This window comes from Bacillus sp. RC251 (assembly GCF_044908765.1).
Classification (GTDB): domain Bacteria; phylum Bacillota; class Bacilli; order Bacillales; family Bacillaceae_G; genus Bacillus_A; species Bacillus_A wiedmannii.
The window spans coordinates 607,848-630,735 of record NZ_JBIYDP010000001.1 but is presented as its reverse complement, the minus strand read 5'-3'; the positions used below and the strand labels follow the sequence as shown (position 1 = coordinate 630,735).

Genomic DNA, 22,888 nt, shown 5'->3' with positions numbered 1-22,888 from the left:
GGAGGTTTCTCACTTTGATTGAAGTATATATTGATGGTGCATCAAAAGGAAATCCTGGTCCTTCTGGTGCTGGAGTGTTTATTAAAGGGGTGCAACCAGCTGTACAATTATCATTGCCCCTTGGGACAATGTCCAATCATGAAGCAGAATACCACGCTTTACTTGCGGCATTAAAATATTGCACGGAGCATAATTATAACATTGTCTCTTTTCGTACAGATTCGCAACTTGTCGAGCGAGCTGTCGAAAAAGAATACGCAAAAAACAAAATGTTTGCACCACTATTAGAGGAAGCATTACAGTATATAAAAAGTTTCGATCTCTTTTTTATTAAGTGGATTCCAAGTAGTCAAAATAAAGTTGCTGATGAATTAGCTAGAAAAGCTATCTTACAAAATTAACGGGGGTATGAGTGTGAAAAAAGATTGGGTTGCTCCTCTTGCTTTATTATTTGTCTCTTTTATTTGGGGAGCTACATTTGTTGTCGTTCAAAATGCTATGTCTTTCGTTGGTCCATTTACTTTTAATGGTATTCGCTTTTTATTCGCTGGAATTATTTTATTATTCGTTCAAATGATTTTCTCAAAAAAATCTTCAAAACAAGATATAAAACAGAGTAGTCTCGCTGGATTAATCGTTGGATTTTTTTTATGCGTTGGCTATGTATTACAAACATTCGGCTTACTTTATACAACTTCTTCAAAAGCTGGTTTCTTAACAGGTCTTAGTATCGTTATGGTACCCATTTTGTCTTTTATCTTTTTAAAACAAAAAGCTACCATTTTTATCGTAATGGGCATTGCTGTAGCAACAGCAGGTTTATACTTATTAACTGCTGGTGATTCTTTTCAATTAAATATTGGAGATATACTCGTTCTCGGTTGTGCAGTTGCTTTCGCTGCCCATATTCTTGTTAACGGCTTCTTCTCTAAGAAAATGTCACCTTTATTATTAAGCACGTCGCAAGTATTAGCTGTCGGTATGTTTTCTTCTATTTGCGCCTTTTTGTTTGAAGATTTGGAAAAATTATTTTCAGTAGCACTATGGACGAATTCCTCCTTTTTATTCGCTCTATTTCTAACTTCCCTATTTGCGACATCCATTGCTTTTTTTATTCAAACATCAGCACAAAAACATACGTCTCCAACGAGAGTAGCAATTATTTTCGCAATGGAGCCTGTTTTTGCTGCATTAACAGGCGTTCTCGTTGCAAACGAACAACTTTCTATTTCTGCTATTATCGGATGCCTATGTATTTTCCTAGGCATGGTTTTTGTTGAATTACCTTCCAAAACAAAAAAAGAAGCGCAGGCTGCGTGAAGTTACGCTTGTAACTTCCGCATAAAAGCCTTAGCGCTTTTTTTATCGGTAATTTCTTCTTCTTTCAAACGTTCTAATAACGCAACAAAATAACTCCCATCAAACTGTAATTGATGTTTAATTGTCGCTTCTATTGCTGCGTTCACAATTCCATCAGATGCACCAGTATATCCTTGTCCAAACATAATAAACCCTTGTGCTTCCTCTGATAGTTTAAATCCTTTCGTATGTAAGAATGAAAGATAATCTTCTACTGTTTGCATGATATTCCCACCTACTCAAAAATTCTCCATCTCCTATCATACATGTTTTTACACGCTATGAGAATGAAATTTCTTTGACAACTTTGTAAATCTATCGTCTACTGCATACACAATAGAGGATTTCCTTGCAATATGAATGAATATGTATAGTGGAACTTATTTCATATTAAAGGGGAGACACGATGAAACAGGCACTATTAATTATCGATGCGCAGCAAGAATTAATGGATGGGAATGAACAAGAAAAAGAAGTTTTTCGCAAAAAAGAGTTATTATCTACACTAAATACAGCCGTACAAAAAGCAATACATGCAAATTCCCTTATTGTTTTCGTAAGAGATATCGATGTTGCTTCTGGTAGCGGAGAAGGATTTGAAGTACATAATGAAATTCAAGTACCTCAGTCTGCAATCCTTATTAATAAAGCAGCAACAAACGCATTCTATGGCACTTCTCTACTTGAACTTTTAAAAGAAGAAAAAATTAATCATATCGTTATCGGTGGATGTAAAACAGAACATTGCATCGACACCGCAGTTAGAACAGCTACTGTACAAGGATTTGATGTTACATTAATTAAAAACGGTCATTCCACAACTGATTCTGACGTATTGACTGCAGAACAAATTATCTCTCACCATAATAAAATTCTCCATGGTCATTATAATGTGGATCATTTTTCTATGGTGAGAGATATCGAGGAAGACCTCTTCCAACCAACTCACGACCAATATCGTGATTAATAAAAAAGAATCCTTCTTTTAGAAGGATTCTTTTTTATCCAAAAATTTGCGCTGCAATACTGTATAGTTCCCCATTTCTTTTCAAAAATTGATCACTATTTCTCATCATAATTGGCGGTGTATTAACCTTTTGAAAACCAGTAATCTCTAATTCTTTCATGAAACCTTTCTTTCCTTCTGATACATCAATTCTTAATTTACCATGATGCTCTCTTGCTAAATCATGCACAATTCTCATTGCCATCGCATCATTTTTCGCAACGACTGGACCTATTATTTTATTTTCTGGTGTTTGTATACTTAAACCGTAACCTAATACATTTTGGTTGTTGTCCTTTACAACGATGCACTGTTCACTTTGTATAATTCTTTTCGTTAAAAATGCTTTTCTATTTGTTCCAAACGCATTTTCATCTAATTTTATTATTTTTTCTAAATCACACTCTTCATAATTCATCATATAATCTTCATTTCCTACACAATAATCATTCACATTGTACGAGTTACATATGTATTTAGAAACATAGCTTACTGCCCTAAATCCTAGTTTTTCATATAACGGCTTTCCTTCATCCGTAGCAATAAGCATAATTGGAGTTTGAGCCGATACGCTCTTAATGCATGAATTCGTTATCGCCTTTCCAATCCCATTCCCCTCATATTTCGGATGTACAATGACCATTCCGATAGACGCTAATTTCTCCCCATATAATATAATTGCCGCGCTAGCAATAAGTTCCTTTCTCTTATTCCACACACCGTATATAATACCTGAATCAAAAATAGTCTCAATTTCTTCTTTATTATAATCCCACCCAATATAAAAAGATAATGCTACAATATCGCCTATTTGTTCTTCCCTAAGACGCTCCACCTTAATTTCCAATTCAAGCATACTTCATCCCCTTATCTAGACATTTAAATCATTATTATTAAATCAACTTGTACATGTTTCACTTTATTTGTCACACACATATCCTATTTTGACCAAGACTATATTATAAATGAGGTGACAACATGCCCATTACGAATCGATTTTCTACCACCACTAACGGCGCACTCGCAATTACAGGTAATACTTTAGGCTTAAGTAAAATTAGTAATCAAAACCGTGCTGGTACAATCGGGGCAATTGGTGCATTCGTAACTACGAATACTGCTTTACAAGTAACGAGTTTTCCTGCTGGTACAACATTAAACTATACACAAAATAGTTCTACCGCTCTTTTAAATATCCCTGCTGGTAGTACTATTCTTTACGCAGAACTTGTTTGGGGTGGCAACTACTTATCTCGTGATCAAAACATTACGAGTGTATTAGGAAACCCCGTTTCTTTTACAACACCTGTGTCAACATACTCAATTACCCCTTCAACCGTTACAGCTTCTAATCAAACATTCGTTTCTGGATCTGTCACATTTGGATTTTATACACGTTCCGCAGATGTAACATCCCTCGTTCAAGCTGGAGGATCTGGCTCTTATACAACCGGCTCTGTCCCTGGACTTGTTGATCCTTTGGATGCTTCTAACGGAGCTATCAATTCTTCTGGATGGACGCTCATTGTCGCTTATCAAAACGGTTCCTTACCCGCAAGAAATTTAACAATTTACGTAGCTGGTAACCGCGTTTCTGTAGAAACTGGTAGTGCAGATGTATCTGTCTCAGGGTTTTTAACACCTGCCGGAGGACCTGTAAGCGGGAGATTATTTATAAGTTCTACTGAAGGGGATGCTGATTTAACTGGGGATCAAGCATTATTTGGACCAAATTTCAGTTCATTAAATGCATTATCCGGGCCAAATAATGCTGTAAATAATTTCTTCGGTTCTCAAGTTAATAATGCTGCCGGTAATTTAGATACAACTGGGACATTTGGAACACGAAATCAAAGTGCTTCTACAAGCACAAACATCTCTGCTGGGAGACAGGGCTGGGACATTACTTCTATTGATATTTCTCCTTATTTAACAAATTCTCAAGTGTCCGCCGCAATCCGTTTAACAACTAACGGAGACGCGTATATGTTGAATACAGTCGGTTTACAAATCAACATAAATTCTCCTAATATACAAGCAACGAAAAGCGTGAATAAAAGCGTCGCTGCAATTGGAGACGTTCTCACTTATACAGTTACTATCCCTAACACTGGACTTCTTCCTGCCAATAACGTTATTTTTACAGACATTCTCCCTAACGGTACTTCCTTTATACCTGGGACTGTAACGATAGATAATGTCCCGCAAACAAACGCAAATCCGGCTGCTGGTATATCTCTTGGAACCATTAATAATAACGCTTCTCGTACAGTAACTTTTCAAGCTACTGTCGTTTCTCTTCCAAGCCAAAACCCTATCTCTAACACTGCTAATATTACATTTCAATATACACCGATCGCCGGAGGAACAACTTTTAATGGTCTTGCAACAAGCAACTCTGCAGGAACACAAATTAACCTCGCAGATATTAATGGCACAAAATCAGTTAACAAAATATTTACCGATATTGGCGAAACGTTAACTTACAGTATTGCCTTAGCTAATGTAGGAAATATCGCTGCAACTAACGTTATATATACGGATCCGTTTCCTAGCGGGACTACTTTCATTCCGGGAAGTGTAACTGTTAACGGAGTTATTCAAGCTGGAGCGAATCCCGCTAATGGTATATCCATTGGAACTATTGCTGCTAATTCTACGACTACTGTTTTATTTCAAGTATTCGTTCCTTCTATTCCCCAAACAAATCCAATATTAAATAGTGGCACAACAACATATCAATACATTCCTGTACCAAATCAGCCAGCAGTAAGCGGGACTGATACGACAAATATTGTCTCCACTCAAGTGAATAATGCTACTGTAACAATGACGAAAGCAGTAGATAAAAATTTTGCAGATATTGGTGATACATTAACTTACACCGTTTCCTTTACAGGTACAGGTAATACGAATGCGAATAACGTTATTTTTACAGATATCATTCCTACTGGAACAACTTTTGTTCTAAACAGTTTAACAATAGATGGAACGACACAAGTTGGAGCAAATCCTGCTAACGGTGTAAATGTAGGATCCATCCCAACTGGCACAACAAAAAATGTTTCGTTTCAAGTAGTAGTAAACACAATACCCGCGTCAAGTGTCGTTTCTAATGGATCAAGCGCTTCTTATCAATATACCGTCAATCCTAGCCAATCACCCGTTACAAAAAATATCTCTTCTAATCTTGTTTCCACTCAAATTAACAACGCGAATTTAACATTAACAAAATCAACAAACAAACAATTTGCTACAATTGGCGAAACGATAAGTTATACAATCCTCATTACAAACAGTGGAAATACAGCCGCAACTAACGTGCAACTAACAGATCCACTTCCAAATGGAACGATATTGACTCCTGGTACTGTAACACTAAATGGAGTTTTGCAAAATGTAAATTCTCTCGTCGCTTTACCTATCGGAACAATTCCTGGCGGAGCTACTTTTACTCTTTCTTTCCAAGTAACAGTTATTAATATTACCGCCCAAAATCCTATCATTAATAATGCTTTCGCTTCTTATCTATATACTGTTAATCCAAGTCTGCCACCAACTTCAAAAACAGCAAATTCTAATTCTGTTACATCAACAATTAGACTAGCAAACCTTCAAGCTACGAAGTCTGTAGATAAAACATTTGCGGAAGTTGGAGATGTATTAACTTATACCTTTGCTCTTACAAACGATGGAAATGTTGCGGCGAACAATGTAGTACTATCCGATTCAATTGCGAATGGTACTGCCTTTGTACCAAACAGTGTTACAATTAACAATGTTGCTCAGCCAGGTGTTACACCAGCTAGCATCAATATTGGTAGCATCAATGCAAATACTACAATTACAGCTTCATTCCAAGTATTAATAACTAGCATCCCAAATCCAAATCCTATTTCAAATAGCGCTTCTATTTCCTATAACTTTATCGTGGATCCAAACGCTTCACCTGTAAGTAAGAACACTACTTCAACCACTACATTTACTCAAGTAAACGATGCAAATGTCATTTCAGCAAAAACAGTGGATCGGGCATTTGCTACTGTTGGGGATGTATTAACTTATACTATTCTTTTAACGAATGCAGGAAGTGTTACTGCTGATAGCCCTACTTTCGTTGATACGAATCCAGACGGTACTACCTTTATTCCAAACACTTTCCTTATTAATAGTGTACTCCAAAATAACGCTGATCCAAACGCCGGTGTTCTGTTACCTTCCATTCCTGCTAACGGTGAAATTACTGTTTCTTATCAAGTAACCGTCACTGCTTTACCTACACAAAATCCAACAACAAATTCATCTAGTACACAGTATAGCTTTATTCTAAATCCAGGCGATCCACCAACTATAGAAACCTCTTTAAGTAACACTGTAAGCACACAAATTAATTTAGCAAATGTAGTTATTGTCAAACAGGTAGATTTAACTATTGCTGATGTTGGGCAACCAATCACATATACAATTGCCTTAGCGAACCTTGGGAATACTCCAGCGAATAATGTAGTTGTTACCGACATACTCCCTCCTGGTACGACTCTTGTACCAAATAGTATTTTTATAGGCGGCGCTTTACAGCTAGGTGCTGATCCAAGTGTTGGTCTTCAAGTTGGAACAATTCCCACAGGTGGAATTACAACCATTGTTTTTCAAATTAGTGCAAATAGTTTACCTTCACCAAATCCAGTTCAAAATAGTGCTGCACTACAATATAGCTTTATCGCAGATCCAAATTTACCTGCTGTTGTTAGAAATGCCACTAGCAATATCGTAACGACACAAATTAACACCGCAAATCTTGTTGCTACGAAACTAACAAGTACAAATTTCGCTGATGTTGGCGATGTCATAACTTATGCAACAATTTTAACGAATAACGGCAATATCCCTGCCACTAATGTAACGTTTACAGATATCATTCCAGATGGTACCATCTTTCTTCCTAATACTGTAACGATTAACGGTGTCCCTATAGCAAATGCAAATCCTGCTAACGGCATTTTGATCGGTACGATTGTGGCAAATTCATCACGTACCGTTTCATTCCAAGTTTTTGTACCAACTATTCCTGCTGTAAATCCAATTACGAATCAATCAGGCACTACATTCCAATACACGTACGATCCATCCAAACCAGCCATCATGCAGATGGTTGCTTCTAACACTGTACAAACAGCTATTAATAACGCTACGATTACCTCTGCAAAATCTGCTGATAAACAGTTTGCGAACGTAAATGATATTATTACGTATACGACTACTTTAACAAATAATGGGAACACACTTGCATCAAGTATAGTATTTACAGATACCATTCCAAGCGGGACATCTTTTATTCCAAATAGCGTAACAGTAAATGGTACTACGCTCTCTAATGCAAATCCAGCAAATGGCATAGCAATTGATCCGATAAATCCTAATGCAAATACGACCATCTCGTTCCAAGTGCAAGTAAATTCCATTCCGAATCCGAACCCTATCCCGAACCAAAGTAACACAACGTACCAATATTTCGTAAATCCTAACTTACCTCCAACATCCTCCAATGCGTTAAGTAACGTAATAACAACTCAAATTAATAACGCTACAATCATCGCTACGAAATCAGTGAACACACCGACTGCTGCAATTGGAGATATCGTTACCTATACGATTGCAGTAACGAACACAGGAAATATTCCCGCTAGTGCAACTGTTTTAACGGATGGACTTGGCGCAGGGGCTTCATTTATCCAGAATTCTGTAACTATTAATAATGTTCCACAGCCAGGATTAGATCCATCACTTGGTATTCACTTAGCAGATATTCCTCCCGGAGATACTATATTCATTACTTTTCAAGCACAAATTTTAGCGATACCACCTAGTGGCACATTAACAAATAATGCTCTTGTAAATTATGAATATAACGTGAATCCAAACCAATCACCTGCTGTTGGTAGTACAATTACGAATACGACGGTTACTCCAATTATTGATGCTACTCTATCTATAAATAAAACTGTCAATTCAACATTCGCTACTATTGGAGATACACTCACTTTCACTTCTACCATTATTAATTCCGGGAACACTACCGCAAACAATGTTATTTTTACAGATTTAATTCCAGATGGTACGACGTTTATCCCAAATAGTTTTACAGTAAATGGAATAACTATTCCTAATACAAATCCACAAAACGGTATCAATATCGGGAACATAAATTCAAATGCATCAGTTATACTCAGCTTTCAAGTAAACATTAAAACAATCCCAAATCCTAATCCAATTCCTAACAAATCATCGCTTCAATATAGCTTTATTGTTGATATAAATGAACCGCCTGTTTCACGGACCGTTCAATCCAATAAAACTTTTACACAAGTAAATACAGCCTCCGTAATCGCAACAAAAACTGCAAGCAGTGCATTTGCTGCTGTCGGAGATACAATTACGTATACAACTACTCTCACTAATAGCGGAAATACTACCGCAAACACACCTGTTTTTATCGATATATTACCACCTGAACTTTCATTCGTTCCTGATAGCTTACAAATTAATACCATCCCACAACTTGGATTTAGACCAGATAGCGGGATTTCTTTAGACCCCATTCCAGTTGGAGGAACAACAACAATTAGCTTCCAAGCTATCGTTGGCTCAATACCAGCTACAAATCCTACGTTGAATCAATCCAGTACGACATATTCTATCATTGTGGATCCTACCCAGCCGCCAGTGACAGAAACAGCTACAAGTAATCCAACTTTAGTGCAAATTAACGAAGCAATTATTCAAGCAACAAAAAGTGTCGATCGTATATTTTCTGACATCGCACCCGGAAATTCATTTTTAACTTATACAGTTTTATTGGATAATATAGGAAACACAACTGCTACTAATATCACTTTTACAGATCCGATTCCAAATAATACAGTATTTATAGAAGATAGCGTTCGAGTAGGTGGGGTTTTATTACCTGGAGTAAATCCGGCGAACGGGATACCAATTGGGGATATTATTGCAGGAGATTTTATAAACGTCACCTTTCGTGTGCAAGTAGTTAGCATCCCAAATCCTATTTTTACAATCGGACCTGGGGGACCAAACTCACCCGTTGTAAACGGAGCTTCTATTAATTATCAATTTATGACAGGGCCTAATTTACCACTCGTTTCACGAAGTACAACATCTAATCCGGTTTCAACACAAATAAATTCCGGAGAAATTTTGGCAATTAAATCTGTAGATAAAACTTTTGCAAAGATCGGGGATACACTTTCCTATACAATTTCATTAAGCAACCCTGGAAATGTCACTTCACAAAATATACTTTTCACGGATATTTTGCCTGATGGAACGACATTTATATCTGGTACTCTTGTAAATGATTCTGGTGCTCAGCAAATTGGAAACCCCGCTAACGGAATTCAAGTTGGAAATATAAATCCTGGCAGTACGATTGCTATTACGATAAACGTACTTGTAACAAACATTCCAAGTATAAATCCAATTTCAAATTTTAGTTCTGTACAGTATTCACATGTGGTCGATCCTAGCCAACCTGCCGTATCACAAACGAATATATCTAATACTGTTTCGACAACTATTAATAGTGCTATATTAACTACTACAAAAAGTGCTGATAAATCCATTCTTTCTGTCGGAGATACGATTACGTATACAACTACTATTACAAATACAGGAAATACTGCAGCAACGAATATTACTTTCACAAGCGCTATTCCAGCCAACACTACATTTATACCAAATTCGGTCACAATCAATGGTATGCAGCAACTTGGTGCACGGCCAGCACTTGGACTCAATATACCCAATATCGCTCCTGGCGAAACAGTAACCGTTACTTTCCAAGTAACTGTTATTTCTATTCCCCCTTCAAGTTCAATTATGGATAACGATACAATTTTATACTCTTATACCGTTGATCCAAGCGCAGCTCCTGTTACTACTTCTACTTCAACGAACAGCGTTACAAACCCTGTACTAGATGCTATGATAACGATGATTAAATCAGTTGATCAAACACTTGTAACACTAGGTGATACTATTACCTATACGACACTTTTAACGAATAGTGGGAATACAAATGCTACGAATATTACGTTCACTGACCTTATTCCAGACGGTACAACGTTCGTTTTGGATAGTGTCACAATAAATGGTATCACACAAATTGGTCTTAATCCTAATACAGGTATTACAATTGGATCAATTGCTCCTAACAGCTCAATAGCAATAGCATTTCAAGTTACCGCTACTTCTACTCCTGTTCAAAATCCTATTGCCAATTCGGCTAGTGCTTCTTACACATTTATCACTGACCCTAATGCCCCTATTGTTTCAAGGAATGTTACTTCAAACACAGTGTTCACTACAATTAACACAGCTATCATTCTTTCATTAAAACAAGTCGATAAATCCTTTAGTCGTATTGGAGACACACTCACCTATACTGTTACTTTAACAAACAATGGAAACTCATCTGCACAAAATGTTATTTTCTCAGATACAATGCCGAGCGGAACTACATTTATTGCAAACTCATTTTCTATTAACGGGGTTTCTCAAAGTGGTGCGGACCCATCGAACGGAGTAAATATTGGGCCTATAACAGCTGGGTCTACAGTAACTGTTTCATTCCAAGTAAACGTGGCGTCATTACCAACCGAGAACCAAATTGTAAATTTCTCATCAACATCGTATCAATTAGTCTCACCGCCTGATCCAGAAACTTCAATTAGTAATCCCGTTTCAACGCAAATTAAAGAAGCTATATTATCCATGACGAAAAATGAAAGTGTCTCCTTTGCAGATATCGGGCAAACTGCTTTTTATACTACGTCTATTTCGAATATAGGAAATACGGATGCCACTAATATTGTATTTACAGATGCATTACCAAGTGGACTCACATTTGTTCCTAACACATTAACAGTCGATGGCGTTTTACAACCAAATGCGAATCCAAATACAGGTGTAGTACTTGCAACACTTCCACCAAATGAAATATATAGTATCGTATTTCAAGTTACGGTTAACAGCATCCCACCTATTAATCCTGCACCAAATACAGCAGCAACGACGTATGAGTTTACTGTTGATCCAGGGAATCCGCCAGTATCGAGTGCAGCTACCTCCAACACGACACTTCTTCAAATAAACAACGCAAATATTATTAGCACAAAAACAGCAGATCTTACTTTTGCGGATGTTGGTAATACAATAACATTTACACTTAACCTTCCTAATAATGGGAATGTAGCTGCAACTGATGTTACCGTTATCGATATACTTGATAGCAATTTAAGTTTCGTTCCAAACAGTTTCACAGTTAATGGGCAAACCATTCCAAACGCTGATTTATCTACTGGTGTAAATATCGGTTCAATTAATGGTGGAAATACATCAATTGTCACATTCCAAGCCATCGTTTCAACCCTCCCAATCAACAATCCTATTTCTAATTCGGCTCTTACCACTTACCGTTATATTGTTGATTCAGATCAGCCGTTCATTTCGACTTCCAATCAATCTAATACAACGACAACACAAGTTAATAGCGCTATCCTTACTGCACAAAAAAATTCAAATGTGGAAACAGTAGATATTGGGCAAGATATTGTCTACTCAGTTACGATTACAAATAGCGGAAATGTTAGTGCGACGAATGTTATTTTTACCGACCTAATTCCAGACGGAACTTCCTTTGAACCGAATAGTTTTACACTTAACGGAACTACCATCCCAAATACAGACATAATGACAGGCGTTCCAATTGGAGATATCGCACCAAACCAGTTTGTCATCGTAGCATTTCATATTAATGCCAATGAAATTCCACCTATAAATCCAATTACCAATCAAGCTAGCATTAGCTTCCAGCATATCGTTAATCCAGCTAATCCTCCCGTTTCAAAAAATATTACTTCTACTACTGTTTCCACAAAAATCGAAAGTGCAATTTTAAACACAATTAAAATTGCCGATAAAGCTTTTGCAACGATTGGTGATACGATTACGTATACAACTACGATTACGAATACAGGAAATATTCCGGCTAATAACGTTATTTTCTCAGACCCGATACCATCGTGGACACAATTTGTGGCGGGATCAGTTATTGTTGATGGCACTCCATTACCATCTGCTTCTATCATTGATGGTGTTGGCATAAATACGATCACTCCAAATCAAACTGTAACAATCGTATTCCAAGTTCAAATTGTAAGCAACCCAACAACGTTCACACCTGAACTCCAAAACTTAGGATTTGTAAACTTCCAATATAACGTAGGAAATGCATTACAGGCTCAGCCTGGCAATGTGGAAACGAACGTCTTCGTTACTTCTATTAATTCAACAATACTTTCAGCCGTAAAAACTGCTAATACAGCCTTTGCAAACATCGGCGACACGATCACTTATACAGTTTTAATTCAAAATGGTGGCAATACAAACGCTACGAATGTAAATTTCTCAGATCCGATTCCAGCAGGAACAACTTTTGTTGAAAATAGTTTTACTGTAAATGGAAGTACCATTCCAGGTGCAAATCCAAATAACGGAGTGAATATCGGAACCGTTAACGCGGGTAGTTCCTTAACTGCTACTTTCCAAGTCATAGTTACATCTACTCCACCTTCGAATCCAATTACAAACGTTGCATCTATTCAATACGAATTTATAGTTGATCCGGCCTCTCCTCCTGTTACCGGCACAATAAATTCTAATAGTGCTTCCACACAAATTAATAACGCGACTGTTACAACTGTTTTAGAAGCAAATCGTACAATCGTATCTACCTTAGATATAATTACGTATACAGCAACATTAACGAATACTGGAAACTTCCCTGCAAATTCTGTATTACTCATTAACGGAGTTCCTGAAGGGGCATTATTTGTTCCAAATAGTGTCACGCTTAACGGGATTTCACTTCCAGATGCAAGTCCAACTCTCGGTATTCCAGTTGGTATTATCGCACCAGGTGATTCTGCTACTATTACGTTCCAATTTCTTGCAAGTTCTATTCCACCACAAGGAGCGATTATAAATCAAGCACTTACAAGTTACACTTATATCGTCGACCCAAGTCAACCTCCAGTTACAGCAACATCTTCATCTAATACGGTAAATACAGCTGTCGTTGATGCATCGCTATCTGTAATTAAAAATACAGATTCTCTCGTACAATCTACTGACGGTACAATCACTTACACGGTAGTCGTTCAAAATAACGGAAATACAACTGCAAATACAGTTACTTTAACAGATTTGGTCCCAGAAGGAACTGCATTTATTCCAAATAGCGTAACCATAAATGGCGTTTCAGCTCCGGGTGCTGATCCAAACGTAGGAATCTCCTTAAACGCCATTGCACCTTCAGAAATCGTCACCGTCACATTCCAAGTTATCGTTCAATCCATTCCAAGCGTGAATCCAATTTCTAATATAGCCCGTATTGACTATACTTTTATCGCCGATCCAACTGCTCCTATCATCTCTCGAACAATTACGTCTAATCCAGCTTTCACACAAATTTCGGATGCGAATGTTCTTTCTTTAAAAGCTGTCAATGCACAACAAGCAACAACCGGTGACATTTTGACCTATACGATAACGCTAGAAAATACCGGAAATATTCCAGCTACTAATCTCATATTTTCAGATACGATTCTAGAAGGGACTACATTCGTAGAAAATAGTTTTACACTTAACGGAACAGCTATACTTGGTGCAAATCCAAATGCAGGTGTTACTTTGCCTAACCTAGTAGCAAACGCTACTCACCTTATTTCGTTCCAAATTCTTATTAACGATTCATTCTCGCAACAATCGATTACAAATCAATCTAATACAACATATACAATTCAACCAGACCCAGGACAACCGCCTATTACTGAAACATCTACAAGTAATATCGTCATTACAAATTTCGTGCAAGCACAATTGACAGTTACAAAAACGTCCAATCCAATAACTGTAGATATTGGCGGAACTATACTTTATATTTCTGAAGTGAAAAATATCGGCAACGTTGACGCAATAAATATTATTTTTACAGATTCTATTCCAGCTGGGACTACATTCGTTCCCGACAGTGTCACAATTAACGGTGTACTTCAGCCAGGTGTAAATCCAGAAAACGGAATACCAATTGGAACGATTCCACCAAACAGTTCCAAAACAATACTATTTCAAGTACAAACAAATAATCCACCAACTGCAACCGAAATTGTAAATCAATCATCTGTAAATTACCAATATGTAAGTATTCCTACAGCTCCACCAGTGAATCGCTCTGCAAATTCTAATATCGTTACAACATCACTTCAAAATGCAAATATTATTTCTGTTAAACAGGCGGATGTTACTTTCGTAGCCATCGGGCAAAATATTACCTACACAAATACAATACAAAATATAGGAACTGTTCCAGCTAACAATACGGTGTTCATTGACAACTTTCCAGAAGGTACTATATTCATTGAAGATAGCTTATCAATAAATAATGTGATTCAGCCTGGTGCAAATCCTCAAAATGGAATAACTCTCGGCACGATACAACAAAATGAAACAGTCACTATTTCATTTCAAGTACAACTTACAAATATACCAGAGGGCAACACTGTCATTAACATTTCAGACACCTCGTATGAATACCAAATTGACCCTAGTTCTCCGATTGTTCAGCGTAGATCATTATCAAATGCAGTAAATACTGAAGTGCGGACGGCAAATGTTAGTGCAATTAAATCTGCTAACAGATCTATTACACGTATCGGTCAAATCATCACATATACAGTCGCTGTTACAAACGCTGGTACAGTACCTATTACAAATACTATCCTAATTGACGCAATTGCTGCTGGCACTGCATTCGTTCCAAATAGCATCCTTGTAGACGGCATACCAAGACCTAACGAAAATCCAATTATCGGTATCAATCTTGGTATTATCCTTCCAAATAATACGATTATTGTTACGTTCCAAGTAAATGTAGTCTCTATACCTGCACAAAATACTATTAATAATATCGCTGTTATACACTATGAATATAAACCGGAACAAAGCGCACCACCAATTTCAGAAACAACCTCTTCCAATACTACAAATATACAATTTATTGATGTGATTCTTATCGCTACAAAATCTGCTAATAAAGTATTAGCTAATATTGATGACACCATTGAATATACAGTATTCATTCAAAATAACGGATCTACTACAACTAACTCCATCTTTTTTACAGATACTATAGAAGATGGAACAGTATTTATTCCGGGAAGTGTAACAGTTAACAACACTGTACTTCCTGCAGCAGATCCGAATATCGGCTTTTTCATTCCTAATATTGCGTCAGGGCAAGCGACTACAATAACGTTACAAGTTTCCGTTACGAATTTGCCAGCTTTAAATCCAACGCCTAATACTGCAAACATCGTCTACGACTTTATTTTCAATCCTGACTTTGCACCAATTCAAAAATCTACTACTTCCAATACTACTTTCGTCCAAATTAATGATGCTGATATCGTTTCACTGAAAACTGTTGATTTAACTTCTGTAACGATTGGTGACATTTTAACTTATACAACAACTTTAACGAATATAGGAAATGCAGATGCTACTACTGTTGTATTTACAGACAATATACCTGACGGAACAACCTTTATAGAAGGTAGCGTTTTAGTAAATAATATTCCTCAGCTTAACGCGAATCCAAGTACTGGTATACTTGTAGGAACGATTGCTCCTAACGTTTCTATCCCAGTCACATTTTCCGTTACTGTGGTAGCTCTTCCAGCTAGTGGTCGTATTCAAAATCAATCAACTTCTCGTTATACAATTAATAGCGAAGAACAAATATCGACTAGTAATATTACTATCACTGAAGTTATTTCTGCTCATGTAATTGCAACAAAAACAACACCTATCCAATACGCTGACCTACAAACGATTATCCCTTACACAATTTCCATCACGAACAATGGGAATATACAAGTTGAAAACATTATCGTTACAGATATTATTCCGGCGAATACGAGCTTTATAGATAATAGTGTTATTGTGAATGGAAACGCCCGTCCAAGTGACAATCCACTTAACGGGATACGAATTGATAACATTCCGCCTAATACGACAGCAACTGTTCTATTCCAAGTACGGGTTACTTCGATTCCGCAAACAAATCCAATCTCTAACACGAGTACAATCGAATACCAATACACCATACCAAACCAGCCGCCTATTACCGAAACTATCATTTCATCAGCTGCCGTAACAGAAATTCATCACGCAAATTTAAATAGTAATAAAGCTGTTGACCTTGCATTTGCAACAGTCGGTGACACGTTAACTTATACGATTACACTCAATCAAACTGGTAATGTTGCAGCGAATAATGTAACCATTCAAGATATGATTCCTCAAGGTACTACATTTATAGAAAATAGCGTCATTGTAAACGGAGAAGCCCTTCCGGAAGTTAATCCAGTAAGTGGTATACCAATTGATACTATAACTGTCGGCGGAAACGCTGTCGCTTCATTCCAAGTAACCGTGACTTCTATCCCAACACCAAATGAATTGACGAACCAAGCCATTACTACTTTTAACTATATAGTCAATCCAAATAATTTACCTGTTACAAACACGACTACAACAAATACCGTCACAACAACTGTCCAAAATGATAATGTCGTTGCCATAAAGACTGTTAATGCTACGAATGCTTTACCTAGTCAAACTGTAACGTATACAATTACGATTACGAATAGTGGTAATGTAACGATTGAAGATATTATTGCCATAGACACCGCACCAGTAGATACAACCTTCGTTACAGGCAGCGTTACGATTAACGGAATCAATCAGCCTAATGAAAATCCTGAAAACGGTATTACATTAGGAAGCCTTACTCCTAATGAATCTACTATCATTACTTTCCAAGTAACAATATCTCCTACAACCCTTCAACCAGCAATTAATAACGATGCTTCTGTTTCCTATACTGTTACCATTGACCCGAATGAACCACCTATTACAATTACAAAGCAAACAAATGTCGTTACAACAACAGTAGTTGATCCTATGGTTCGTATTAACAAAACAGCCGACACATCTATTGCCGTTATAGGTGATATGATTACATTCACATTAGAGGTATTGAACCATTCTCCGATTCCTACGATAAGTACTTCTATTTTAGATACCATTCCAATTGGTACAACATTTATAGAAAACAGCGTAACAATTAACGGTACTCCGGTACCAAATGTTCGTCCAGACACTGGTATTAATATCGGCGCCCTACCTGCAGATGGAGTAGCAACGATAACATTTAAAGTTCTCGTCACGTCTATCCCTTCAAACAGCACAATTATCAATTCTGCTTCCGTCACAGCCGCCTTCCAATTGACACCACAGGACCCAATTATTACTTTCATTGACAATTCAAATATCGTTCGTATACCAGTTCAATTTATAACTGCAACAGTAGTGAAAGATGCTTCCGTCAGCTCAGCTTATTTAAACCAATATTTTGATTATACGATGCGTATTACGAATACTTCTGATATTTCACTTTCAAATGTTTCATTACAAGATACCATTCCAGCAGGTTTACAATTTATGAACGGTACTGTCTTTATTAACAGCGAACGCTCTCCACTAGCGAATCCGAATATCGGTTTCCTAGTCGCTACTAATTTGGAACCAAACGAAACAATTATCGTATTATTCACAGTACAAGTGATAAGTCCACCTGTTAATAATGAATTCAAAAACACGGCGAATATTTCGTTACAACTTCAGGTCTCACCTACCGATCCACCAATTACAGTAACTGTTACAAGCATCGAAAACATCGTCGCTTTTATTTCAGAAAATCCAGATGAAACACTTCCAAATTTAAGTTGCTTCTTTAACGGTGAACGTTTTATACGCGTTACTCCTCGAAATATACGAAATTACTTTTGGGCTTGGATTTGGTGGAAGTAATAAAAAAGAAAAAGCTTGTAGTTTGGATAGTATCCAAACTACAAGCTTTTTTCATAAGCAAAATTATCAATTGCTAGCAGCACTATATGCTACATGTCGTTTCTCAATTCTCTCTTCAATTTCTTTCATATTTTCTTTATTATTTAATAGTGATTGTTTATTTTCAATTAATAATTGTTTAAAAGATTTTCTCACTTTTTTTCTCATTTTCATTGTCCTCCTTGGGGGATGGTCTATATAAAAGATAAGGAATTATCTGTGTGCCCTTATAATAATTGATTGTTGTGAATTCCATTTGAACTTCATATGAAAATTCCATTTATTTTCTGACAACTTTGTGAACATACAAAAATGTGATCATCCTAAAACCATTTTGAAATTGCTTCATTTCATTATAAAAGTTGCTATTGTCATCAACTTCTATCAATATATTTTGTCGAAACATTTATATATTTAAAATTGAGTTCGATATAATTTTATTTACTACGATACTGTTCGTAAAAACAAAAAGAGGGGTGTTATATAAGTCAAACTTTGACTTATATAACACCCCTCTTTCAAAACTATTTATAGCATATTGATTAATATTTCAGGTCTTCCCCAATTCATTTCTTCACAAACGAATCTAAGTTTTTCTTCATCCATTGTGTGTAATCCTTCTTCTAGTAAACATGAAATTGGAACTTCACAATGAATTTGTGCCAATTGTAATGAAATATTTAAGTTCTCTAAATCACTTTCAATCTTTGTGCGCTGCGCTTTCGTTAATGATGCTACATTTTCTAGTACAGTTGCTACTGTTCCGTGCTCTTGAATCAATTTATACGCTGTTTTTTCCCCGATACCTTTTACACCTGGGTAATTATCGCTCGTATCTCCCATGAATGCTTTCGCATGCACGATTTGCCACGGCTCTACGCCTTTTTCTTCCATGATTTTCTCTGGTGTGTAATATTCGTAATTTCCGATTCCTTTGCGCAAGAGCATTACTGTAACGTTCTTATCAACAAGCTGAAGTAAATCCGTATCACCTGTTAAAATATACACTTCCGCTTCATTACAGTATTGTTTTGCAAGCGTGCCGATACAATCATCCGCTTCATACCCTTTCATACCGATAACTGGAATAGACAATTTCGCAGTCATTTCTTGAACTAAATCAAATTGCGGAATTAATTCTTCAGGGGGCGCTACACGATTCGCTTTATAATTCGAGAACGATTCTGTTCTAAATGTCGTACTACCCATATCCCAGCATGTTACGATATGTGTCGGTTCAATTGCTTGCATAGCTGTTAATAAATGTTTCATATAACCATGAATCCCATTTGTAGGGGTACCATCTTGTCGTTTCATAAATTGTCCGTAGACACTTGTTGCGTAAAAAGCACGAAATAATAGTGCCATACCATCAACTAATAATACTTTTTTCATAATCCCTCTCCTACCAAAAAAATAATAACCCCACGTCATCACGTAAGGTTATATAAATAGATTACCATTCTACGTTTTTTCAACTTTGTCTATTATACATTGTTTTTGTATATTTAGCATCATTTACACATTAAGACGTTCTACTACAACAAGTATGAAGAATTCCTGTATACGTATTTTTCCCAGTCGAAACAACTACAGCCTTTGCATTTCCGCCAACAATATGAGTCCCTTTGAAACATACGTTTTCAAGTTCAAGTGGATTATAGTCTTTCATTCGTTTTAAAGGAATAAATCGTTTACGCTCAAGGTGATAGCAACTTTCAAATTTCTCAATACTTGCATCTTTTCCTGTTAGCACGGATTCATTTACTAATAAATCATTCGCGTAAATGATACGTACATCTGCTGGTACTGTATCACCTTCTGAAAGAAAAATCATATCCCCAGGAACAAGCTCTTGTACTGGCACATTCATCATTTTTAATTTACCGTTTAAACCTGTTACACTAGAACATTCTACTCGAGACACAGTAATTTTCTCACATTGTAATCCATCACGCACATGTTGTTTTGAAAAACCTGGAATCATTCCACTTAGCTTCATCATTACTTCCGCAATACGCGCTCTTTTTGAAATTAATTCGTTTCGGCCGTATACTTGAATGCGTTTTTGTGCCTCTTTCATAGATAATCCGTCTCTTGTTGTTTTAAAATACGCAAATACAGATTTTACATCTCTCGTTGCGATTTCAATTAATAAATCTTTATTTTTTTGAAGCATTGTTTGTTCTTTCGTTGATTTTTTACTTAATTTATATGACGTGTTACCCACAGTTTTGTTTGCATATAACATATTATCGTCTCCTCCTGTACAACATAGGAAGAAACGCTTTGTTTCTCAATTTATCCACTTTTACCGTAACAGTGTTTAGCGCTTAAACATGCATATAAACGCTACATTATGATAAATATAGAGGGAGGAACAAGTCGTTTCCTGCCTACATCATATATTTTTGATTTGAAGTATATGGGTAACGGAACCGAGTCAGAATTTGACATGCTCCTCACCTCCTCGTTTAATTTTATAGTTTATACTATGAAGTTACTCATAGATTTGTAACAAAAAGACCCTTACTCCGAAAAGAGTAAAGGTCATGGCATACACAAATAAACGATTCCTAAACAATTAGAAATCTACGGACCTCTCCCTCGCCGAGTTTTAGCACTGTATAGCATAGGTACATTACCAGCTACGTTAAGAAAAACCTTAATTCGATCATTCCTGTTGACCCATTGGCGTCTCTCGACATTTTTGGGCAGTAGCATTTCTCTATACAGGAGCCTCACCTAACAGAGACTTATTTTTATTACATAGAAAATGTTACTCTTATTTAAAATAGATGTCAACAGTAGCCTACAATTTTTTCGAAAAGTATGGCGAACTAACGTAAAGGTTTTAATAAGTTATACAACCAGCAATTACAATCCCAATGGAAAGCGATAAAAACATAAGAAACAGACCGACTGCTTGATTATCTTCTTCAAGACTTTTGTTTATATTAAAGCGTGGTGTAAGCCACTCAGCTAAATAAAAGACGATAATTTGAGCCAAAATCCCAACGGCTCCCCACGAAACCATATCAAGAAGTGAAATGGAATTAGCTGCTGTCGAATATAAAACAATAGCTAATCCAAGTAATCGTCCTCCAAGTACATAGCTTACCGCCTTATTCCCTTGGGCCATTAACTTAAATTCTTTTACTTTCGTTGTCACTTCCATGAGGAACAGACCAATGCATAAAAGGCCCAGTGTTACTGCTAAATATAATAAAAAATTAATCATATACTTTCCTCCTTTTTTATACCTACCGGTAAATAGTACGATTCATTCCCCGTAATTTTTTCCCCAGCGCGAATACCGATACTACTCGCTTTTCCAGCAATTAGAAACGAACCAAACACATACGACAGTTTCTCCATCCCTTTCTCTGTTTCCAAAGATACGACTGGAAGTTCTGTATACTTTTGAAATATCGGCAGTGACGCTTTATACGTTTGGTGTGCATTTTGAATCATAATATTTTCGTCCTTATCGCGAACGGTAATTGTGTCTCCTTCTCTACCAAATGAAGGCTTTTGAACGAAAGAGCCTTTTCCTAAAAATAAATCTCGTTCTAAATATGTAGGTAACATATATTCTTTAATCCACTGTTGTTCCTCATTTGTATAAAAGGCCTTTTCTTCTACTAACCCCCAAATCAGACACTGAATTGATTTTGGCTGAAGCAAAAATGCTGACAAAGGATTTATTATAAAAAGCTTTCCGGCTTTTACAAGTTGCAACAGTTCCACACCTACGAAGTCTCCTGTTTCAGGATCTTGATCCTCAATTAAATCTTCTATCGGATATGTTTGGCGATATAAAATATCAATCTGTACTCCATCCCTATCCACTAAAGCATCTTTTGTAATTCTAAGTTCTGACATTGGCATTACTTTATTTTCAACATGGCATAACTGACTCAAATACATAGTCGTATTCCAATCCTCAATATGTTCATGATGTGCTGTAAAAACAACATTTGGGTTATCTATTCCCTTTGTCGCTTCCATTACGGCCTTTGTAACACCAGAAGATAGTAATCGTTCTTGACCCAAGTTTGGATCATCATAGCCTAGTTTCCCACAAATTTTTCCATTCATTTGAAAGCATTCCATAATAAAAGTTGGTGTATCACTATTAAACTCAAGCATTTTAATTTGGTTATCACTTGTTAAAACGAAATCAAATCGTGAAATAACAGATTCAGGATATAACCCTTTCATTCTAATGAAAGATAAGCTTGCAGGAGGATACCCAAGTTCAAGAAGCTGTTCGTCACTTAAATTCCGCAAAAGTTTAGCAGTCTTAAAAAATATTTTCCCCATTCGTTCAGTTGCTAATTGCAATTGTTTCATAGTCTGATTTGTTATAGAGAAAATATGAAACAAACTATACTCACATTCATATAAATCCGACCAAAAATTCGGATATTTCGAATAAAACTCTTTTCGATCCCTTATGTATTGCGACAT

At 36.5% G+C, this 22,888-nt stretch carries 11 protein-coding genes and 1 riboswitch; of the genes, 4 read left to right on the top strand and 7 right to left on the bottom strand.

Annotation, left to right across the window (positions count from 1 at the left end):
• Positions 1-14: 14 nt before the first annotated feature.
• A complete protein-coding gene (locus ABH961_RS03310; protein WP_000573873.1) occupies positions 15-401 on the top strand; it encodes a reverse transcriptase-like protein in 387 nt (128 codons plus the stop codon).
• 13 nt (positions 402-414) lie between these two features.
• Positions 415-1,320: a DMT family transporter gene (locus tag ABH961_RS03305; protein WP_404518885.1), complete on the top strand. Its 906-nt coding sequence runs from the start codon at positions 415-417 to the stop codon at positions 1,318-1,320.
• A gap of 2 nt (positions 1,321-1,322) precedes the next feature.
• Here the strand turns inward: ABH961_RS03305 and ABH961_RS03300 are convergent, their stop codons facing one another.
• Positions 1,323-1,583, bottom strand: coding sequence for a DUF6123 family protein (locus tag ABH961_RS03300; protein WP_001195212.1), 261 nt, complete (start codon positions 1,581-1,583; stop codon positions 1,323-1,325).
• Positions 1,584-1,765: 182 nt separating this feature from the next.
• Between ABH961_RS03300 and ABH961_RS03295 the strand changes: the two genes are divergently transcribed.
• The gene (locus tag ABH961_RS03295) at positions 1,766-2,326 is read left to right on the top strand and encodes a cysteine hydrolase family protein (RefSeq protein ID WP_098078617.1); all 561 of its coding nucleotides are present in this window, start codon (positions 1,766-1,768) and stop codon (positions 2,324-2,326) included.
• Between the two features lie 34 nt (positions 2,327-2,360).
• Here ABH961_RS03295 and ABH961_RS03290 read toward each other — a convergent pair whose 3' ends face one another.
• A complete protein-coding gene (locus tag ABH961_RS03290) occupies positions 2,361-3,221 on the bottom strand; it encodes a GNAT family N-acetyltransferase (RefSeq protein WP_404518883.1) in 861 nt (286 codons plus the stop codon).
• A gap of 122 nt (positions 3,222-3,343) precedes the next feature.
• Here ABH961_RS03290 and ABH961_RS03285 point away from each other — a divergent pair, with 122 nt between their 5' ends.
• Positions 3,344-18,376, top strand: a complete 15,033-nt coding sequence (locus ABH961_RS03285) for a DUF7507 domain-containing protein (RefSeq protein ID WP_404518882.1) — start codon at positions 3,344-3,346, stop codon at positions 18,374-18,376.
• Between the two features lie 66 nt (positions 18,377-18,442).
• On the opposite strand, the gene ABH961_RS03280 is transcribed toward ABH961_RS03285, so the two are convergent.
• The 5 genes from ABH961_RS03280 to ABH961_RS03260 all read right to left on the bottom strand — a co-directional run bounded on the left by ABH961_RS03280 (position 18,443) and on the right by ABH961_RS03260 (position 22,888).
• Positions 18,443-18,583, bottom strand: coding sequence for an FbpB family small basic protein (locus ABH961_RS03280; protein ID WP_016088576.1), 141 nt, complete (start codon positions 18,581-18,583; stop codon positions 18,443-18,445).
• Positions 18,584-18,943: 360 nt separating this feature from the next.
• The gene (locus tag ABH961_RS03275) at positions 18,944-19,810 is read right to left on the bottom strand and encodes a 5'-3' exonuclease (RefSeq protein ID WP_000757060.1); all 867 of its coding nucleotides are present in this window, start codon (positions 19,808-19,810) and stop codon (positions 18,944-18,946) included.
• 130 nt (positions 19,811-19,940) lie between these two features.
• On the bottom strand, positions 19,941-20,666 hold the full coding sequence (locus tag ABH961_RS03270; RefSeq protein WP_098047398.1) for a P-type ATPase actuator domain-containing protein: 726 nt from the start codon (positions 20,664-20,666) through the stop codon (positions 19,941-19,943).
• Between the two features lie 343 nt (positions 20,667-21,009).
• A riboswitch (M-box (ykoK) riboswitch) is annotated at positions 21,010-21,175 on the bottom strand.
• A 94-nt stretch (positions 21,176-21,269) separates the two neighbouring features.
• Positions 21,270-21,656, bottom strand: a complete 387-nt coding sequence (locus ABH961_RS03265) for a DUF350 domain-containing protein (protein ID WP_000606860.1) — start codon at positions 21,654-21,656, stop codon at positions 21,270-21,272.
• Complete coding sequence (locus ABH961_RS03260) at positions 21,653-22,888, bottom strand: glutathionylspermidine synthase family protein (protein WP_404518880.1); 1,236 nt, start codon at positions 22,886-22,888, stop codon at positions 21,653-21,655. The genes ABH961_RS03265 and ABH961_RS03260 overlap by 4 nt, the downstream gene beginning before the upstream one ends.